Source organism: Paraburkholderia sp. BR13439 (genome assembly GCF_040948805.1).
GTDB lineage: Bacteria > Pseudomonadota > Gammaproteobacteria > Burkholderiales > Burkholderiaceae > Paraburkholderia > Paraburkholderia youngii.
Window position 1 is genome coordinate 21997 of record NZ_JBFPKN010000019.1, and the last position, 15983, is coordinate 37979.

General features: G+C 63.2%; 14 protein-coding genes. 5 read left to right on the forward strand and 9 right to left on the reverse strand.

Annotated features, from left to right (window positions below; all coding sequences use genetic code 11):
* Positions 1 to 14: 14 nt before the first annotated feature.
* The 9 genes from AB3X96_RS30500 to AB3X96_RS30540 all read right to left on the reverse strand — a co-directional run bounded on the left by AB3X96_RS30500 (position 15) and on the right by AB3X96_RS30540 (position 8820).
* Entirely contained in the window at positions 15 to 1247 is a 1233-nt protein-coding gene (locus AB3X96_RS30500) for an acyl-CoA dehydrogenase family protein (protein ID WP_368592631.1), read from the reverse strand.
* 78 nt (positions 1248 to 1325) lie between these two features.
* Positions 1326 to 2090: an SDR family oxidoreductase gene (locus tag AB3X96_RS30505; protein ID WP_368592632.1), complete on the reverse strand. Its 765-nt coding sequence runs from the start codon at positions 2088 to 2090 to the stop codon at positions 1326 to 1328.
* A gap of 77 nt (positions 2091 to 2167) precedes the next feature.
* Positions 2168 to 3199 carry a phosphotransferase gene (locus AB3X96_RS30510; RefSeq protein WP_368592633.1) on the reverse strand — a complete coding sequence of 344 codons (1032 nt, stop codon included), beginning with the start codon at positions 3197 to 3199 and terminating at the stop codon, positions 2168 to 2170.
* 19 nt (positions 3200 to 3218) lie between these two features.
* Positions 3219 to 3893, reverse strand: a complete 675-nt coding sequence (locus AB3X96_RS30515; protein WP_368592634.1) for a histidine phosphatase family protein — start codon at positions 3891 to 3893, stop codon at positions 3219 to 3221.
* A gap of 21 nt (positions 3894 to 3914) precedes the next feature.
* Positions 3915 to 5366, reverse strand: coding sequence for an NAD(P)(+) transhydrogenase (Re/Si-specific) subunit beta (locus tag AB3X96_RS30520; RefSeq protein ID WP_368592708.1), 1452 nt, complete (start codon positions 5364 to 5366; stop codon positions 3915 to 3917).
* A 14-nt stretch (positions 5367 to 5380) separates the two neighbouring features.
* Complete coding sequence (locus AB3X96_RS30525; RefSeq protein ID WP_368592635.1) at positions 5381 to 5707, reverse strand: NAD(P) transhydrogenase subunit alpha; 327 nt, start codon at positions 5705 to 5707, stop codon at positions 5381 to 5383.
* Between the two features lie 10 nt (positions 5708 to 5717).
* On the reverse strand, positions 5718 to 6863 hold the full coding sequence (locus AB3X96_RS30530) for a Re/Si-specific NAD(P)(+) transhydrogenase subunit alpha (RefSeq protein WP_368592636.1): 1146 nt from the start codon (positions 6861 to 6863) through the stop codon (positions 5718 to 5720).
* A gap of 162 nt (positions 6864 to 7025) precedes the next feature.
* Entirely contained in the window at positions 7026 to 7820 is a 795-nt protein-coding gene (locus tag AB3X96_RS30535; protein ID WP_368581505.1) for a TauD/TfdA dioxygenase family protein, read from the reverse strand.
* Positions 7821 to 7848: 28 nt separating this feature from the next.
* A complete protein-coding gene (locus AB3X96_RS30540; protein ID WP_368592637.1) occupies positions 7849 to 8820 on the reverse strand; it encodes a zinc-binding dehydrogenase in 972 nt (323 codons plus the stop codon).
* 298 nt (positions 8821 to 9118) lie between these two features.
* Here AB3X96_RS30540 and AB3X96_RS30545 point away from each other — a divergent pair, with 298 nt between their 5' ends.
* From AB3X96_RS30545 to AB3X96_RS30565, 5 genes are read left to right on the forward strand one after another with little or no spacing between them, the layout of a single operon-like run.
* Positions 9119 to 9409 carry a UxaA family hydrolase gene (locus AB3X96_RS30545; RefSeq protein ID WP_368592638.1) on the forward strand — a complete coding sequence of 97 codons (291 nt, stop codon included), beginning with the start codon at positions 9119 to 9121 and terminating at the stop codon, positions 9407 to 9409.
* 4 nt (positions 9410 to 9413) lie between these two features.
* Entirely contained in the window at positions 9414 to 10568 is a 1155-nt protein-coding gene (locus AB3X96_RS30550; protein ID WP_368592639.1) for a UxaA family hydrolase, read from the forward strand.
* Between the two features lie 6 nt (positions 10569 to 10574).
* The gene (locus AB3X96_RS30555) at positions 10575 to 11279 is read left to right on the forward strand and encodes a GntR family transcriptional regulator (protein WP_368592640.1); all 705 of its coding nucleotides are present in this window, start codon (positions 10575 to 10577) and stop codon (positions 11277 to 11279) included.
* Positions 11276 to 12301, forward strand: coding sequence for an Ldh family oxidoreductase (locus AB3X96_RS30560; RefSeq protein WP_368592641.1), 1026 nt, complete (start codon positions 11276 to 11278; stop codon positions 12299 to 12301). The genes AB3X96_RS30555 and AB3X96_RS30560 overlap by 4 nt, the downstream gene beginning before the upstream one ends.
* A gap of 24 nt (positions 12302 to 12325) precedes the next feature.
* On the forward strand, positions 12326 to 15907 hold the full coding sequence (locus AB3X96_RS30565) for an indolepyruvate ferredoxin oxidoreductase family protein (protein WP_368592642.1): 3582 nt from the start codon (positions 12326 to 12328) through the stop codon (positions 15905 to 15907).
* Positions 15908 to 15983 lie beyond the last annotated feature (76 nt).

Here is a 15983-nt window from a genome sequence, read left to right on the forward strand (position 1 = left end):
CTGTTCAGCGCGCGTCAACCACGGTCTCGTCGAGAATGCCGCTGAAGTTCGAGCCGGGCTATCGCGTTGCGATGCACTTCGTCCGGGCCGTCCGCCAGCCGAAGCGTGCGCTGGTTCGCCCACGCATAGGCCAGCGGGAAATCGTCCGATACCCCCGCGGCGCCGTGCAACTGGATCGCCCAGTCCAAGACCTTCAGCGCCACGTTCGGCGCGACGACCTTGATCATCGCGATCTCGGCTCTTGCCGCCTTGTTGCCGACCGTGTCCATCAGCCACGCCGCTTTCAGCGTCAACAGGCGAGCCATTTCGATCTCACAACGCGCTTCGGCGATGCGCTGCTGCGTCACGCCTTGTTCGGCCAGCGGCTTGCCGAAAGCCACTCGGCTGAGACTGCGCTCGCACATCAGTTCGAGCGCACGTTCGGCGGCGCCGATGCTGCGCATGCAGTGGTGAATGCGGCCCGGCCCGAGCCGGCCTTGTGCAATCTCGAAGCCGCGGCCCTCGCCCAGCAGCAGATTCGCCACGGGCACGCGCACATCCTTCAGTTCGACTTCCATATGGCCGTGAGGCGCATCGTCGTATCCGAACACGGGCAGATAGCGCTTGACCGTAATACCGGGCGCATCGGCCGGCACCACGATCATCGACTGTTGCTGATGACGCTCCGCGTCCGGATCGGTCTTGCCCATCACGATGTAGACCTTGCAACGCGGGTCTCCGGCGCCCGACGACCACCACTTGGTCCCGTTGACCACATAGTGATCGCCGTCACGCTCGATGCGGCAGCAGATGTTCGTCGCATCCGACGAAGCGACCGCCGGCTCCGTCATCAGAAACGCGGACCGGATCTCGCCGCGCAACAGCGGTTCCAGCCAGCGGTCCTTCAATGCCTCGCTGGCATAGCGCTCGAACGTTTCCATATTCCCGGTGTCCGGTGCGGAGCAGTTGAACACTTCCGGCGACCAGGGCACACGTCCCATGATTTCGCACAGCGGCGCGTATTCGAGGTTCGAAAGACCTTCCGGCGCGCGTGGCGAGCGCGGCAGGAACAGATTCCAAAGTCCGGCCTTGCGTGCGAGCGGCTTCAGTTCCTCGATAATGCGCGTCGGAATCCACGCGTTGCCGGCTTGCCGATTGGCCTGAATTTCGGCCTGGTACCGGTGCTCGTTCGGATAGATATGAGTCTCGAAGAAATCGAGCAGCTTCGACTGCAGCTCTCTAACCTTCGGTGTGTAATCGAATTGCATCGTGTCTCCTTTCTTTCGCCTGCCGCGTCAAGACCGTGCACCGATCCGGTCGCGACGATGTAGCGGCGACTCCTTTCACTAGATGGTCAGCCCGCCGTCCACGACCAGGCATTCCCCGTTGGTGTAACTCGCGGCGTCGGACACCAGGTACAGCACTGCGCCGGCAAGCTCGCGCGGCTCAGCGTGGCGACGAAGCGGGATCTTTTTCATCCACTCTTCGTAGATCGACGGGGTCTCGAACAGCGCGCTCGCGAACTTTGTCCGTGTCAGGCCGGGGAGCAGCGCATTCACGCGAATCCCGAATGGGCCGCACTCCTTGGCGAACGCCCTCGTCATGTTGACGACCGCCGCCTTGCTGATCGAATAGATGCCCTGCATGTCGCCCGGCTGCAGCGCATTCACCGAAGCGGTGTTGACGATGGCGCCGCCGCCGTGCTCGCGCATCAATCGGCCGGCTTCCACGGACATGAAGAAATAGCCGCGAATGTTCACTTCCACCGTCTTGTCGTATGCCGAGAGATCCGTATCGAGGATGTGCCCGAAATACGGGTTGGCCGCCGCATTGTTCACGAGTATGTCGAGGCGCCCATGGTGCGTGCGAATGTAGTCGAACGTTCTTGCGATGTCCTCCATTCGGCCCACGTGGCAGGCCAGCGCTTCGGCGTTGCCACCCTCGCGGCGGATCTTCTCCGCGACGGCCAGACACTCTTCCAGCTTGCGGCTCGACACGATCACGTGCGCGCCCTGCTCCGCCAGCAACCGGGCGATTTCTTCACCGATGCCTCGGCTGGCCCCCGTGACGAGCGCGATTTTTCCGCTCAGATCGAAAAGTTTGGTGCTCATGCTGCTCCGTACTCCTGTCGATAATTCATGTTCGTTGGGGCGTCACCCTTTTCCGCAGTGCGCTCCTCCGCAGCCTGTCAGCTTTGCTCTTCCAGCGCGCTCACCGCCATCTGCGCCAGCTGCTCCACCATTTCGCCGACTTCACCCGCGTTGGCATGCGATGCATTGCCATCCATCGCACGTTTCTTGACGCCTTGCGCGATGGCGGCAAGGCGGAAGAAGCTGACCGCCAGATAGAACGACCACCCGTAGATGCCGGGTATGCCGCGCAATTCGCAGTAGCGCGCGACGATCGCCTTCTCGTCCGGAATACCCAGAGCAGCCCGGTTCATTCCTTGAAGGCCCGCGACCGGCCCATCCGCGGGAAGTCGCAGACACATGCAGAAGTAAGCGAGGTCGGCAAGCGGATTGCCCAGCGTCGATAGTTCCCAATCGAGCATGGCCTTGATCCGGCACTCCTGCGAATCGAAGATCAGATTGTCGACGCGGAAATCGCCGTGCACGAGCGAGCGCGTTCCGTCGTCGGCGGGGCAATGAAGCGGCAGCCACGCGATCAGCTTCTCCATCGCGTCGATACGGCTCGTCTCCGAGGCCCGGTACTGCCTCGTCCACAGATTGATCTGACGCTCGAAGTAATTGCCGGCGCGGCCATAGTCGGACAGACCGACCGTATCGACGTCCACGTCGTGCAAGGTCGCCATCGCGCGCACGATCGCGTCGTAATACTCGCCTCGCTGGTCACGGGCAATTTCCGGAAACGCGGGATTCCAGAAAATGCGTCCTTCCTCGAAGCTCATCACGTAGAACATCGTGCCGATCACATCGCGATCCGTGCACAGGTGATATGCGCGCGCGACCGGCACGTCCGTTTTCGTCAATGCCTCGAGCACGCGGAATTCGCGATCCACCGCATGCGCCGACTTCAGCAGCGGGCCGCCCGGCTGGCGGCGCAACACATAGTTTCCGCTGGCCGCCTTCAGCAGGAAGGTCGGATTCGACTGACCGCCCGCGAACTTTTGCGCACTGACCGGCCCGTTGAACCCTTCGATCGTCCGCTCGAGATAGGGGCCAAGTGTTCCCACATCTATTTGCATGGCGTCGTTAGTCATCATTTCACCCTGTTCTCAATTAACCAAAAGTCTGGAAGCGGCGCCGGTCTGCGCGATCGAGGTGCGGATCGCTGTTGAAGCTGGCGAGGTGAAACGCATCCCGATTGAAGAAGAACCGGCAAAAGCTGCTGTTGCGGATCTGCAGATTCAGCGCAATCGCGGCGTCGGTCGGCGCCTGCAGCGCCTGTTGCGCGATGGCCGCCATCACGCCGCCCGAGGTCACCACCAGCACCCGCTCAGCCGGGCTCTGCTGGATCGACTGCCTCGCCGCTTCGACGCGATGCTGAAACTCCCGCCATGTCTCCGGAATCGGACCGCGGATCAAATCCTTCGACCATAGTTGCAGCACCCGCTTCAGGCTCCGGTAGAACTCTTGCCGGGAAGCACCGCGCCACGCCTTCAAATCCTGATGTGAGTCATCCAGTCCGTCGAACAGCGCCTGAAAGTTGTACTCGTTCAAGCCGGTATGCTGCTCGACCGGCCCGAACGAACGACCCATGCCGCGACAGATTGCGTCGAGTGTCTGTCTGTGGCGGCGCATGCCGCCCGTCATCACGCGGTCGAAGTTCAGACCGAGCTGCGCGAAGTATTCGCCGAGCCAAACGCCCTGACGCTCGCCGACCTCCGAGAGCACGTCGTAGTCACTCGCGCCAAAGGATGCCTGGCCGTGACGCACGAGATAAAGTTCTGCCATGAGTTTTCCTCGTCCGATCCGTCACGCCGCGGCCTTGACCATGTCCTCGATCACCTTCTTCGCATCGCCAAAGACCATCATGGTCTTGTCCATGTAGAAGAGATCGTTGTCGAGCCCGGCGTAGCCCGCCGCCATCGAGCGCTTGTTGACGATCACCGTGCGCGCCTTGTACGCCTCGATGATCGGCATGCCGGCAATCGGCGACTTTGGATCGTTCTTTGCTGCCGGATTCACCACGTCGTTCGCGCCGAGCACGAGCACCACGTCGACCTGGCCGAATTCGCCATTGATGTCCTCCATCTCATGGACCATGTCGTATGGCACTTCGGCTTCGGCGAGCAGCACGTTCATATGGCCCGGCATGCGGCCCGCCACCGGGTGAATCGCGTACTTCACCTCGATGCCCTTCTCGACCAGCTTGTCGGTCAGTTCCTTCAGCGCATGCTGCGCGCGCGCCACGGCCAGCCCGTAGCCCGGCACGATCACCACCGATTCCGCATTGCCGAGCATGAACGACGCGTCATCGGCCGAACCGGATTTCACCGGACGCTGCTCCGTCGCGCCGCCCGCCGCCGAGCCCGGTTCGGCGCCGAAGCCGCCGAGGATCACGTTGAAGAACGAGCGGTTCATCGCGCGGCACATGATGTACGACAGAATCGCACCGGAAGAGCCCACCAGCGAGCCCGCGATGATCAGCATCGCGTTGTTCAGCGAAAAACCAATTCCCGCCGCCGCCCAGCCCGAATATGAGTTCAGCATCGACACCACGACCGGCATATCCGCGCCTCCGATCGGAATGATGATCAGCACACCCAGCGCAAACGCGATGGCTGTCATGACGATGAACGGCAGCCACGACTGCGTGAGGAAAAACATCACGCCGAAGCCGATCATCGCCAGCGCGAGCACGAGATTGATCAGGTGCTGGCCCGGATAGACGACGGGTGCGCCTTGAAACAGGCGGAATTTGTATTTGCCCGACAGCTTGCCGAACGCAATCACCGAACCCGAGAACGTGATCGCGCCGACGAACGTGCCGATGAACAATTCGATCCGGTTGCCGTAGGGGATGAAGCCCGCATGCGGCGCGTCCTGGACACCAAGTCCGAATGCCGCGGGTTCCGACACCACCGCGTACGCGATGCACACGGCGGCCACGCCGATCAGCGAGTGCATCGCGGCGACGAGCTCCGGCATCTTCGTCATCTCCACCCGCGCGGCGACGAACGCACCGACCGCGCCGCCGATGACTAACGCGGCAAACAGAAGCGCCAGTCCCAACGCAAGGTTGGAGCCCAGCGATGCAGCCTGTTTCGCGATCAGCGCGACGGTCGTCAAAATGGCGATCGTCATTCCAGCCATACCGAATGCATTGCCGGCGCGTGCGCTTTTCGGGTTGGAGAGTCCCTTCAACGCCTGAATGAAGCAGACTGACGCGAGCAGATAAAAGAGCGTGACGACGTTCGCGCTCACGAAATCAAAGGACGTCATACGGCCTCCTTGCCGCCAGTGGCCAGTTTCTTGGGTTCCTTCTTCTTGAACATTTCCAGCATTCGCCGCGTGACGAGAAAGCCGCCGAAAACGTTCACCGCGGCGAGCGCGACGGCAACCGTGCCGAAGAACTTGCCCGCGCCGCCGAGCGTGAGGCCCGCGGCAATCATCGCCCCGACGATCACGATCGCGGAGATCGCATTCGTGACTGCCATCAGCGGCGTATGCAGCGCGGGCGTCACGTTCCAGACGACGTGGTAGCCGACATAAAGCGCCAGCACGAAGATGATCAGGTTGATCACCGTGTGATTGATAACTTCCATTGCGCTCCCCTCATCCGTTGCGCTTGACCACGCCTTCGTGCGTGAGCAGGGTTGCCGCGACGATGTCGTCCGCGAGATCGATATTGAGCGTGCCGTCCTTCGTGACGATCAGCTTCAGGAAGTCGACCAGGTTCCTCGCATAGAGCGAAGACGCATCGGTCGGCACCATCGCCGCCAGGTTCGTGTAGCCGACGATCTTCACGCCGTTCTCCGTGACGACGACCTTGTCGGTCTCGGTCAGCGGACAGTTGCCGCCTCGATGTCCGTCGATGGTTGGCCCGCGTCCCGCGGCAAGATCGACGATGACGGAGCCCGTCTTCATCGCCTGAACCGTTTCGACGGAGATCAAGGTCGGCGCGTCGCGCCCGGGAATCAGCGCCGTCGTGATCACGATGTCGGCCTGTTTCGCCTTTTCGTGCACGAGCGCCGCCTGGCGTTGCAGCCAGCTCGCCGGCATCGGCCGCGCATAGCCGCCAGTACCTGCGGCAGCCTCGCGTTCTTCGTCGGTCTCGTAGGGCACGTTGAGGAACTTCGCGCCGAGCGATTCGATCTGCTCTTTCACCGCGGGACGTACGTCCGACGCTTCAATGACCGCGCCGAGGCGCTTGGCCGTCGCAATCGCCTGAAGTCCCGCGACGCCTGCACCGAGCACCAGCACCCGCGCGGCTTTCACCGTACCCGCGGCGGTCATCAGCATCGGCATGAAGCGCGGATAGTGCTCCGCCGCGACGAGGACCGCCTTGTAGCCCGCGATGTTCGCCTGCGACGACAGCACGTCGAGGCTTTGCGCGCGCGTCGTGCGGGGCGCGGCTTCGAGCGCGAACGCAGTCAGTCCCGCGTCGGCAAGACGGCGGGCGTTGTCGGTATTGAACGGGTCGAGCATGCCCGCCAGCACCGAACCGCGCTTCATCAGCGACAGTTCCGATTCAGTCGGCGATGCGACTTTCAGCACGATTTGCGCGCCGAAGGCCGCCGCCGCATCCCCGATCTGCGCGCCCGCCTTGCGGTAAGCGTCGTCCGTGTAGTGCGCGCATTCACCGGCACCCGACTCGACGGTCACGCTGCGTCCTTGCGACACGAGCATCTTGACCGTCTCAGGCGTTGCCGCGACGAGCGATTTTTGACCCCGCGACTCGGCGGGCACTCCAATCTGCATTTCAGACCTCACCTTGCGCTTACCTGCGCCGATAGTCTCTTTGGTTCACCTGACGATGCGGTCTTCGCGCGCCGGAGCTGCACGCGAGAGGCCGCACGTCTCATCATTCGACGTCCGAAATAAATTGATGTCGAAAGCGCATTCGTTCCACATCGGCTCCTGTCAGACCGGCACTTCGCCCTCGAGCGTGATGCGGTTGAGCACGCGTTCAGCCTCGCCGTAGTCGTGCACCGCGTAGTGCATGGTGCAGCGGTTGTCCCACATGACGACGTCGCCTTCCTGCCACATGTGGCGGTACACGTTGTCCGGCGTGGTCGAGTGTTCGTACAGGAAGTCGAGCAGCGGGCGGCTTTCGGCGACGGTCATCCCTTCGATCTGCTGGGCGGTCTCACGGTGGCCGACGTAGAGAGCCTTGCGGCGCGTCTCCGGATGCGTGCGCACGATCGGGTGGACCGCCTCGGGAATCTTGTCGATTCCTCGCATTCTGGCCAGTCGCAGCCCCGTGAACCGCGCACGCAAACCCTCGAGCATGCGTTGCATGGTCGGAGACAGGCGCTCATACGAAAGGTATTGATTGCACCACATCGTGTCGCCGCCGTGCGGTACCACGACTGCCGACAGGATCGAGATCTTCGGCGGCACCGGCGTATAGATGGAATCGGAGTGCCACGCCTCGGTCGACGCCGTTTCCTTCGGAATCTTGGTTACCTGAATGAGTCCCGGGAAACCCGGCACGCTCGGATCGAGCGGATTGTTTTGCGCAGGCTTGCCCCAGAGTTTGGCGAACTCGACGTGAGCCGACGGCTGCAGCCGCTGGCCGCGAAACACCAGCACACCATAGTCGAGAAACGCGCGATGCAGCACTTCGAAGTTCGTCACGTCGACTGGTTCGTTGAGGTTGATGCCTTCGACGCGCGCGCCCACCGATCCGGTGAGCGGAGTGATCTGGATACCCATGAATATCTCCTGTTCCTCTGCTTGAGGTCTAGTCTGTGGTAAGGACAATCTTGCCGATATGTTGATCGAGCAGCATGTAGGCATGTGCTTCGCCGATCGCATCCATTGCGAAAGTGCGATCGATCGGCAGTCCGATGCGGCCCGCTGCGAGATGGGGCAGCAGGTCGCGCGCGCAAGCCTCGATGCACTGCAGCCGCTCCTCTTCGGTACGAGTGCGGAACGTCACGCCAATCAGCTTCAAACGCTTGAGCCAGAGCTGGCTCAGATCGATCTGAGCGGTGGCCGAGCCGAGTCGGGCGATGTTGACGAGCCGACCCTTGACCGCGAGACTTTGCATGTTCGCCTCGAAGACCGGTCCGCCCACGGTGTCGATGATCAGATCGACCCCTCGCTTGTCGGTGGCGGCCATCACCACATCGAGCTGTGATTGGTGCGATGAGTCGATGCCTACGTCGACGCCGAATTCGGCCAGCCGATCGAGCTTCGCGGCCGAGCGGGATTGGGCCATCACGGGCTTGGCACCCCATACGGACGCGATCTGAATCGCCGCCATCGCAACGCCGCCCGAGGCGCCGTTGATCAGCACCGACTCGCCTGCGCGCAGCTGCCCATTGGTGATCACGGCGTCGTGAGCGGTGATGAACACGTTCGGGAAAGCCGCCGCTTCGATCCAGGAAAGCCCTTCCGGCACCGCCATCAGGGCCCGGGGATCAGAGAGCACGTACTCGGCCTGGCAACCCTTGCCATGACCCATCACGCGGTCGCCCTCGCGCCAGCCGTTGACGCCCTCTCCGACTGCCGCCACTTCGCCGGCAAATTCGACGCCCGTGGTGATCGTATTGCCCGAGCGCAGGTCGCGAGCCTGATTGATCTCGCCACGATTCAGGCCAGCCGCGCGCACTCTGACCAGAACCTGTCCCGCGCCAACGACCGGGACCGGGATGTCTTGCACCTCCACGATGCCGCCCGACGGGGCCGGTATTACACGCACTGCTTTCATCGACGTCGTCTCCTTTGAAGAACTCGTTCTGTCTGGTCTGCTTTGCGACCCGCTAGCGCTTTTTTCCGACGAATATTCGCGCCTCGTTGACGCAGTCGTCGGATTGCTTTCGTTGAGTCAAAGATAGTCGCGCCCCCTTCGAGTGTCAACAACTTATATATAGGACCATGGAAAATACCTATATAGGACTTCGCGAACTCGACCTATTCTGTTTCCACGGATTCGCGCAATTTCAAACGCGATTCGCTGGATCCACCGGTCCTACGCTAGTTCATAGATCTATATAGGAGTTTAACCAATGCCTCGCGCCATCGTGCTTCATGCCACCGACAACGTGGCAACACTGCTGGACCCCGGACAGGAAGGGGAAACCTGCGTCCTGCAGGGAGAAGTAACCGGTCAGGTGACCCTGACGCAGGACGTCCCCTTTGGCCACAAAGTCTGCATCGCACCGACTACGGAAGGCGCCAAGGTACTCAAGTACGGCCAGGTCATCGGTACTGCTCGCCGCGCGCTCCGGGTTGGCGAGCACACCCATGTTCATAACGTCGATTCCACCCGCGCTCGCGGTGATCTGAAAACGAGGTAACTACGTGATGAAAACATTCCTTGGCTATCGACGCGAAAACGGCACCGTTGGCGTGCGCAACTGGGTCGCGGTGATTTCCGTCATGGATAACTGCAACCCCGTTACGCGCACGATCAGTGAGGCGGTCGAAGGCACGATCCCGGTCACGACGCTGTTCGTGCGCGGGCAGTTCGGCGCGGATCTCGATTTCGCCTATGAATCGCTGGCCGGTCTCGGGCGCAACCCGAATATCGCGAGCGTCCTGCTGGTGGGACTGGAAGAATCGTCCACAGAAGAAGTGGCGTCCCGCATCCGCGCCACCGGGAAAGCGGTCGAAACGGTGCATCTGCAGCCGAACGGCACCATCGCCTGCATTGCGGAAGGCACACGCAAGGCGATGCGCCTTTCGATTGCCGCATCGCGCTTGCGCCGCGAGCCGTGTCCTGTTTCCGAACTGGTCGTGGGCGTCGAGTGCGGTGGGTCCGATACGACTTCCGGACTGAGCTGCAACCCGACGATCGGCCGGATGGCCGACCAGATCATCGCCGAGGGCGGCACGGTCATCATTTCGGAGACCTCGGAGTTCATCGGCGCCGAGCATCTGTTCGCTGCACGGGCCATCGACGAAACGGTCAAGGCGGCCTTCGTCACCGCGGTGCGCAACATGGAGCAAGGCGCGATCGACCGGGGCGTCGATATGCGCGAATCGCAGCCCTCGCCCGACAACAAGAAAGGCGGCTTGACCACGGTCGAGGAAAAGGCGCTCGGCGCGATGGCGAAGGCAGGCTCGAGTCCCCTCGTCGGCGTGCTGCGATACGGCGAAGCTCCTCGCCGCAAGGGTCTGCACTTCATGGATGCACCTGCGGCGGCGGTCGAAAACCTCACAGCGCTTGCCGCAGGAGGCTGTCAGCTTACGTTTTTCGGCACCGGCGTCGGCAATCCGATCGGCAACATGGTTGCACCAACGGTGAAGGTGTGCGGAAACATCAATACCGTGAGAACGATGCGCGACAACATCGATTTCGATGCGAGCGGCGTGCTCGAACAGGCCATGAAGATTTCCGATATCGGTGACCGGCTGTACGAATACGCGCTGGACGTCGCGTCTGGCACCTGCCTCGCGAGCGAAGTGCTCGATGTCCGCGAAACAGCGGTCAGCCGTTTCGAACGCAGCCTCTGAAGCAAGATGACAAAACTGTCCATGGTGTCGGATGCCATCATCCGCGATATCGAATCGGGGTCATTGCGCGAGGGTGATCGCCTTCCTTCCGAAGGCGAGCTGGCGGCACGGCACCATGTAAGCGTCGGCACGATCCAGAAGGCGCTCACCCAGCTCTCGCACTCCGGGCTGATCACGCGCGAGCAGGGCCGCGGCACCTTCGTGTCGGGCACGCGCGTGGCTCCCGCGGACGTTCGCTACCTGCGCTTTCGCGGCGCGGACGGCAACGATCTGCCTTGCTATGTCCACGCGCGCTCCGTCAAGCGCACGACACGCAAGGGGCCGTGGTCGGAGTTTCTGGGCGGCGACGGCTTCGTGCGAATCGAGCGCATGATCAACGTCGGAGGGCGGTTCGACCTCTACAGCGAATTCTGGCTGCGAGAGGAAGACTTCGCGGAGCTGGGTGGCCTCGACCGCTCCGCACTCGAGAAAAACCTCCGCGAACTCGTGGGTCAACGGCTTTCGCTGCCCACCTTGCGCGTGGATCAGTGGATCCGGTTTGGCGAACTGCCCGCGGCCGTCGCTCAGGAACTGATGATCGCAACCGGCCAGGCAGGCTTAATCAAGGAATTGCGCGGCTACACGCTGCGCAATCGGCCGCTCTACTACCAGTCCGTCTATGCCGGGCCGTTTCAGGAGCGTCTTGTCATCGAGCGGGAGAACGGGCAATGAGCACGCATTGGTCACCTGACACCATCGGGCAATGGACCGCGCGGATTTTCGAAACGTGCGGCGTACCACGGGATCACGCCGCGGAAGCTGCGTCGATCCTCGTTCGCAGCGAGCTAAGGGGCTACAAGACGCATGGCATGACGCGTCTTTCGTCCTACGTGAACCGGCTGAAGAACAGGGAGTTCAATCCGAAGCCCACGATGTCGCATCGGGCTTTCCCGGGCGGCATCGTGCTGAACGCCGACGGCGCAATGGGACAGATTGCCGGCCCGCACGCCGTGCGCCTTGCGCTCGAAGCGCTGAACACGAGCGCCTCCGTGCTCGTCGTGATGCAGTCGTGCGGCCATCTCGGGGCTCTCGGCATCCACACGCTGCTGGCCGCCGAAGCAGGCGCCTTCAGCGTGATGGGGCAGCACACGCCGCCGGCGCTCGCGCTCGAAGGCTTTCGCGGCCCGGCGATCGGACACAACCCGATCGCCTTTGGCTGCCCTTTGCCAGGACAAGCGCCGATCGTCTTCGACGTGGCCTGCAGCGTGGCGGCGCGCGGCCACATTCTGCTCGCCGCCCGCGAGGGCAAGTCCATTCCCGAAGGCTGGGCGCTCGACTCACAAGGCCGGCCCACCACGGATCCGCAGTGCGCGCTCGAAGGCTCCCTGATGCCGATGAGCGGGCATAAGGGCATGGGCATCGCCATGATGGTGGAGTGTCTGGCGGGCGCCCTCGCCGCTACCGCGGGCTCACTCAGCGCGCCACGCGGCGAGGCGATGCAGGACGCATTCCTCTGGCTCGTGCGTCCCGAATCCTATACGGGACGTGAGGCCTTCGACGAGTACATGCGCCAGTGGACACAGACCTACGTGACAGCAGGTGTTGACGCACGGCTGCCGGGTGCGCGTGGCGATGTGCTCGAGCGCGAAGCCCGCGAACACGGCATGACGCTGCCCGCAGCAATCGCCGACGAACTGGCCGCACTTGGCGAGCAGCTTGGCGTGCGCTTTCCCGCGCAACCGCCCTGCCCCTGACAACATCAATTGACGAGTAAAGCAATGAATGCCCCACTCTCAGAAGCAAACCGTGAGGCCATGCAGGCCGTCACGCTCGACGACAAGTACGCGCTGGATTCCGGGCGTGCCTTCATGAGCGGCGTCCAGGCACTCGTGCGCCTGCCGCTCGTGCAGCGCGCACGCGATGCGCAAGGCGGCCACAATACCGCCGCGTTCATCTCCGGCTACCGGGGCTCACCGCTCGGCACGTATGACCAGGCGCTGTGGCAGGCGAAGAAGCACCTTGCTAACAACCATGTCGTGTTCAAACCTGGCGTCAACGAAGAACTCGGCGTCACGGCGGTTTGGGGTTCGCAGCAGCTCGAGTTCGATCCGGCGAGCAAGAAGTACGATGGCGTGTTCGGCATCTGGTACGGCAAGGGTCCCGGTGTCGACCGCAGCGGCGACGCCCTCAAACACGCGAACCTCGCGGGCACCGCGCCCCTCGGTGGCGTGATCGCGCTGGCCGGGGACGACCACGTCTCGAAGAGCAGCACGCTCGCGCATCAGAGTGACCACACGTTCATCGCTGCCGGACTGCCGGTGTTCTTTCCCGCGAACGTGCAGGACATCCTGGACCTCGGTGTGCATGCCTTCGCGATGAGCCGCTTCAGCGGCTTGTGGGCAGGCATGAAGACCGTGCAGGAAGTGGTCGAGTCCGGCTCATCGGTGCTGACCGCTGTCGACCGGGTGAGCATCCTCCTGCCCGAAGACTTCGCGGTGCCGCAAGACGGCCTGCAGATCCGCTGGCCGGACGCCCCGCTCACGCAGGAAGCCCGGATGATGGAGTACAAGTGGCCGGCCGCGCTCGCCTATATCCGTGCGAACCGGCTCAACCACAATGTCATCGAAGGTCCGCACGATCGCCTCGGCATCATCGCGAGCGGCAAGGCCTACAACGACACGCGCCAGGCGCTAATCGACCTTGGACTCACCGACGCACTGTGCCGCGAGCTCGGCATCCGGCTGCACAAGGTCAGCGTGGTATGGCCGCTCGAACCTCAGGGCGTACGCGAGTTCGCGCGCGGCCTGCGTGAAATCCTCGTGGTCGAGGAAAAGCGCTCGCTGATCGAACAGCAGTTGAAGGACGAGCTTTATCACTGCAACCCGGACACGCGGCCGATCGTGCTCGGCAAGTACGGTCGTGCCGACGGTGAAGACACCGGCGGCGAATGGAGCCACGGCAGGCCGGGCGACGACTGGCTGCTGCGCGCGAAGGCCGATCTCACGCCCGCGATGGTCGCCAGGGCGATCTCTGGGCGTCTGAAGAAGCTCGGCGTGCCAGCGGACGTGGTCGCCCGCATGGACCAGCGCCTCGCGCAGATCGACGCGGCCGAACGTACCGCCGCCGAAGGCGCGAGCGGCGGCGCGGACCGCCTGCCATGGTTCTGCCCCGGCTGCCCGCACAACACCAGCACCCGAGTTCCGGAGGGATCGCTCGCCACCGCCGGGATCGGCTGTCATGGCATGGCGATCTGGATGGACCGCTCGACCACGTCCTGGTCGCAGATGGGCGGCGAAGGCGTGTCCTGGATGGGACAGGCGCCGTTCAGCAAGCGCGCCCACGTGTTCGCCAATCTGGGCGACGGCACGTATAACCACTCAGGCCTGCTCGCCATCCGCCAGTCGGTCAATGCCGGGGTCAACATCACCTACAAGATCCTGTTCAATAGCGCCGTGGCGATGACGGGCGGCCAACCCGTCGACGGTCAGCTCGACGTGCCGGGCATGACCCGCGAGCTTGCCGCCGAGGGCGTGAAGCGCACCGTAGTGGTAACCGATGAGCCCGAGAAGTACGCGGGCGTGACCGATCTCGCGCCCGGCGTCACGGTACGCCATCGTGACGCACTCGATGACGTGCAGCGCGAGCTGCGCGAGCTAGAGGGCGCCACCGCGATCATCTACGACCAGGTCTGCGCCACCAAGAAGCGTCGCGAACGCAAGCGCGGAACGATGCCGGATCCGGAAAAGCGCGTGGTCATCAACGAGCTCGTGTGCGAAGGCTGCGGTGATTGCTCGGTCGAAAGCAACTGCGTCGCCGTTCAACCGCTCGAGACCGAGTTCGGCCGCAAACGCCAGATCAATCAGAACACGTGCAACAAGGACTTCTCCTGCGTGAAGGGTTTCTGCCCGAGCTTCGTCACGGTCGAAGGCGGCCAGCTCAAGAAGCCCGCGGCAGCGCGCAGCGCGAAGCTTTCCGATATGCCGGCCCTGCCCGAGCCGACGCTGCCCGACGCTGCCATCGCGCGGCGCATCCTGGTGGCCGGCGTCGGCGGTACGGGCATCGTCACGATCGGCCAGGTGCTCGGCATGGCCGCACACCTCGAAGGCAAGTACGTGACCACCCAGGATGCGACCGGCATGGCGCAGATGGGCGGCGCCACCTGGAGCCACATCCAGATCGCAAGTGACGACAACACCCTGCACGCGACCCGGGTCGATACCGCTTCGGCCGATCTCGTGCTGGCTTGCGACACGGTGGTGGGCGCGAACAAATTCACCTTGTCCACCATGCATCCGGGGCGCACTTATGTGGTGCTCAATAGCCACGTGACGCCGACCGCGGCTTTCGTGCGCAATCCTGACTGGCAAGCCGGTACCGACCAGTCCATCGCGGCGATCCTGCAAGGCGCAGGCCCCGGCCAAGTGGGCGTTTTCGACGCCGAGCGCATGGCCACACAACTGCTCGGCCAGTCGATCTACTCGAACCTGATGCTGCTGGGCTACGCGTGGCAGAAGGGCCGCGTGCCGCTCACGCGGGCCGCGCTGATGCGTGCGATCGAACTCAATGGCGTGCAGATCGAGAGCAACAAGGCTGCCTTCGAGTGGGGCCGGCATTGCGCCCACAACCTCAACAGGGTGCCGGTGCGCTCCGCTGACTCCCAGGTGATCCAGTTCGCGAAGAAGCCGTCGCTCGCCGAGTTCATCGAAAAGCGATCGGCGTTTCTGGTTGGCTATCAGAGCCAGGCTTATGCCGCTCGTTACGATGCGTTCATCGCAACAGTGCAGGAGGCCGAGTGCCGCTTTGGCAGCGATCGGCTCACCAGAACCGTCGCGCGTTACCTGTTCAAACTGATGGCGTACAAGGACGAGTACGAGGTGGCGCGCCTGCATACCGACGCGGCATTCACGAGCAAGGTCGCGGAGATGTTCGAGGGCGACTACAAGCTCGTGCACCACCTCGCACCGCCGCTCCTGTCGAAGCGCAATGCGAAGGGCGAGCATGTCAAGCGAGCCTTCGGACCTTGGGTTCGTAGCGCGTTCCGCGGCCTGGCAGCGTTCAGGAGCATGCGCGGAACCGCCCTCGACCCGTTCGGATACACCGCCGAGCGTCGCACCGAACGTGCGCTGATCGCGGAATACCGCGCCTGGATCGAGGAACTTTTGCAGACGCTTTCGGAGGACAACCTCGAGCTGGCGCTCGAGATCGCGGCCCTTCCCGAGATCATCCGCGGTTACGGCCACGTCAAAGCCCGCAACCTCGATGCCGCACGGGTTCGCTGGGCAGGCTTGATGCGCCAATGGCGCGATGGCGAACGCGCTCCGCAACGAACGTCTGTGGCGCTCGAACAAAGCGCAAATTGAGTGAAGCAACCTGCCGCGGCCTGATGCGCTCATCAGGCCGCGGCCAGCCGGCACGCGGCTTCGCCGGTCCCGTCAG

Excerpts from the sequence above, each read along its gene's own strand:
- AB3X96_RS30565 (WP_368592642.1), top strand. The coding sequence starts at position 12,326 with ATGAATGCCCCACTCTCAGAAGCAAACCGTGAGGCCATGCAGGCCGTC.
- AB3X96_RS30530 (WP_368592636.1), bottom strand. The coding sequence starts at position 6,863 with ATGCAGATTGGAGTGCCCGCCGAGTCGCGGGGTCAAAAATCGCTCGTC.
- AB3X96_RS30535 (WP_368581505.1), bottom strand. The coding sequence starts at position 7,820 with ATGGGTATCCAGATCACTCCGCTCACCGGATCGGTGGGCGCGCGCGTC.
- AB3X96_RS30510 (WP_368592633.1), bottom strand. The coding sequence starts at position 3,199 with ATGACTAACGACGCCATGCAAATAGATGTGGGAACACTTGGCCCCTAT.
- AB3X96_RS30560 (WP_368592641.1), top strand. The coding sequence starts at position 11,276 with ATGAGCACGCATTGGTCACCTGACACCATCGGGCAATGGACCGCGCGG.
- AB3X96_RS30525 (WP_368592635.1), bottom strand. The coding sequence starts at position 5,707 with ATGGAAGTTATCAATCACACGGTGATCAACCTGATCATCTTCGTGCTG.
- AB3X96_RS30555 (WP_368592640.1), top strand. The coding sequence starts at position 10,575 with ATGACAAAACTGTCCATGGTGTCGGATGCCATCATCCGCGATATCGAA.
- AB3X96_RS30505 (WP_368592632.1), bottom strand. The coding sequence starts at position 2,090 with ATGAGCACCAAACTTTTCGATCTGAGCGGAAAAATCGCGCTCGTCACG.
- AB3X96_RS30500 (WP_368592631.1), bottom strand. The coding sequence starts at position 1,247 with ATGCAATTCGATTACACACCGAAGGTTAGAGAGCTGCAGTCGAAGCTG.
- AB3X96_RS30545 (WP_368592638.1), top strand. The coding sequence starts at position 9,119 with ATGCCTCGCGCCATCGTGCTTCATGCCACCGACAACGTGGCAACACTG.
- AB3X96_RS30540 (WP_368592637.1), bottom strand. The coding sequence starts at position 8,820 with ATGAAAGCAGTGCGTGTAATACCGGCCCCGTCGGGCGGCATCGTGGAG.
- AB3X96_RS30515 (WP_368592634.1), bottom strand. The coding sequence starts at position 3,893 with ATGGCAGAACTTTATCTCGTGCGTCACGGCCAGGCATCCTTTGGCGCG.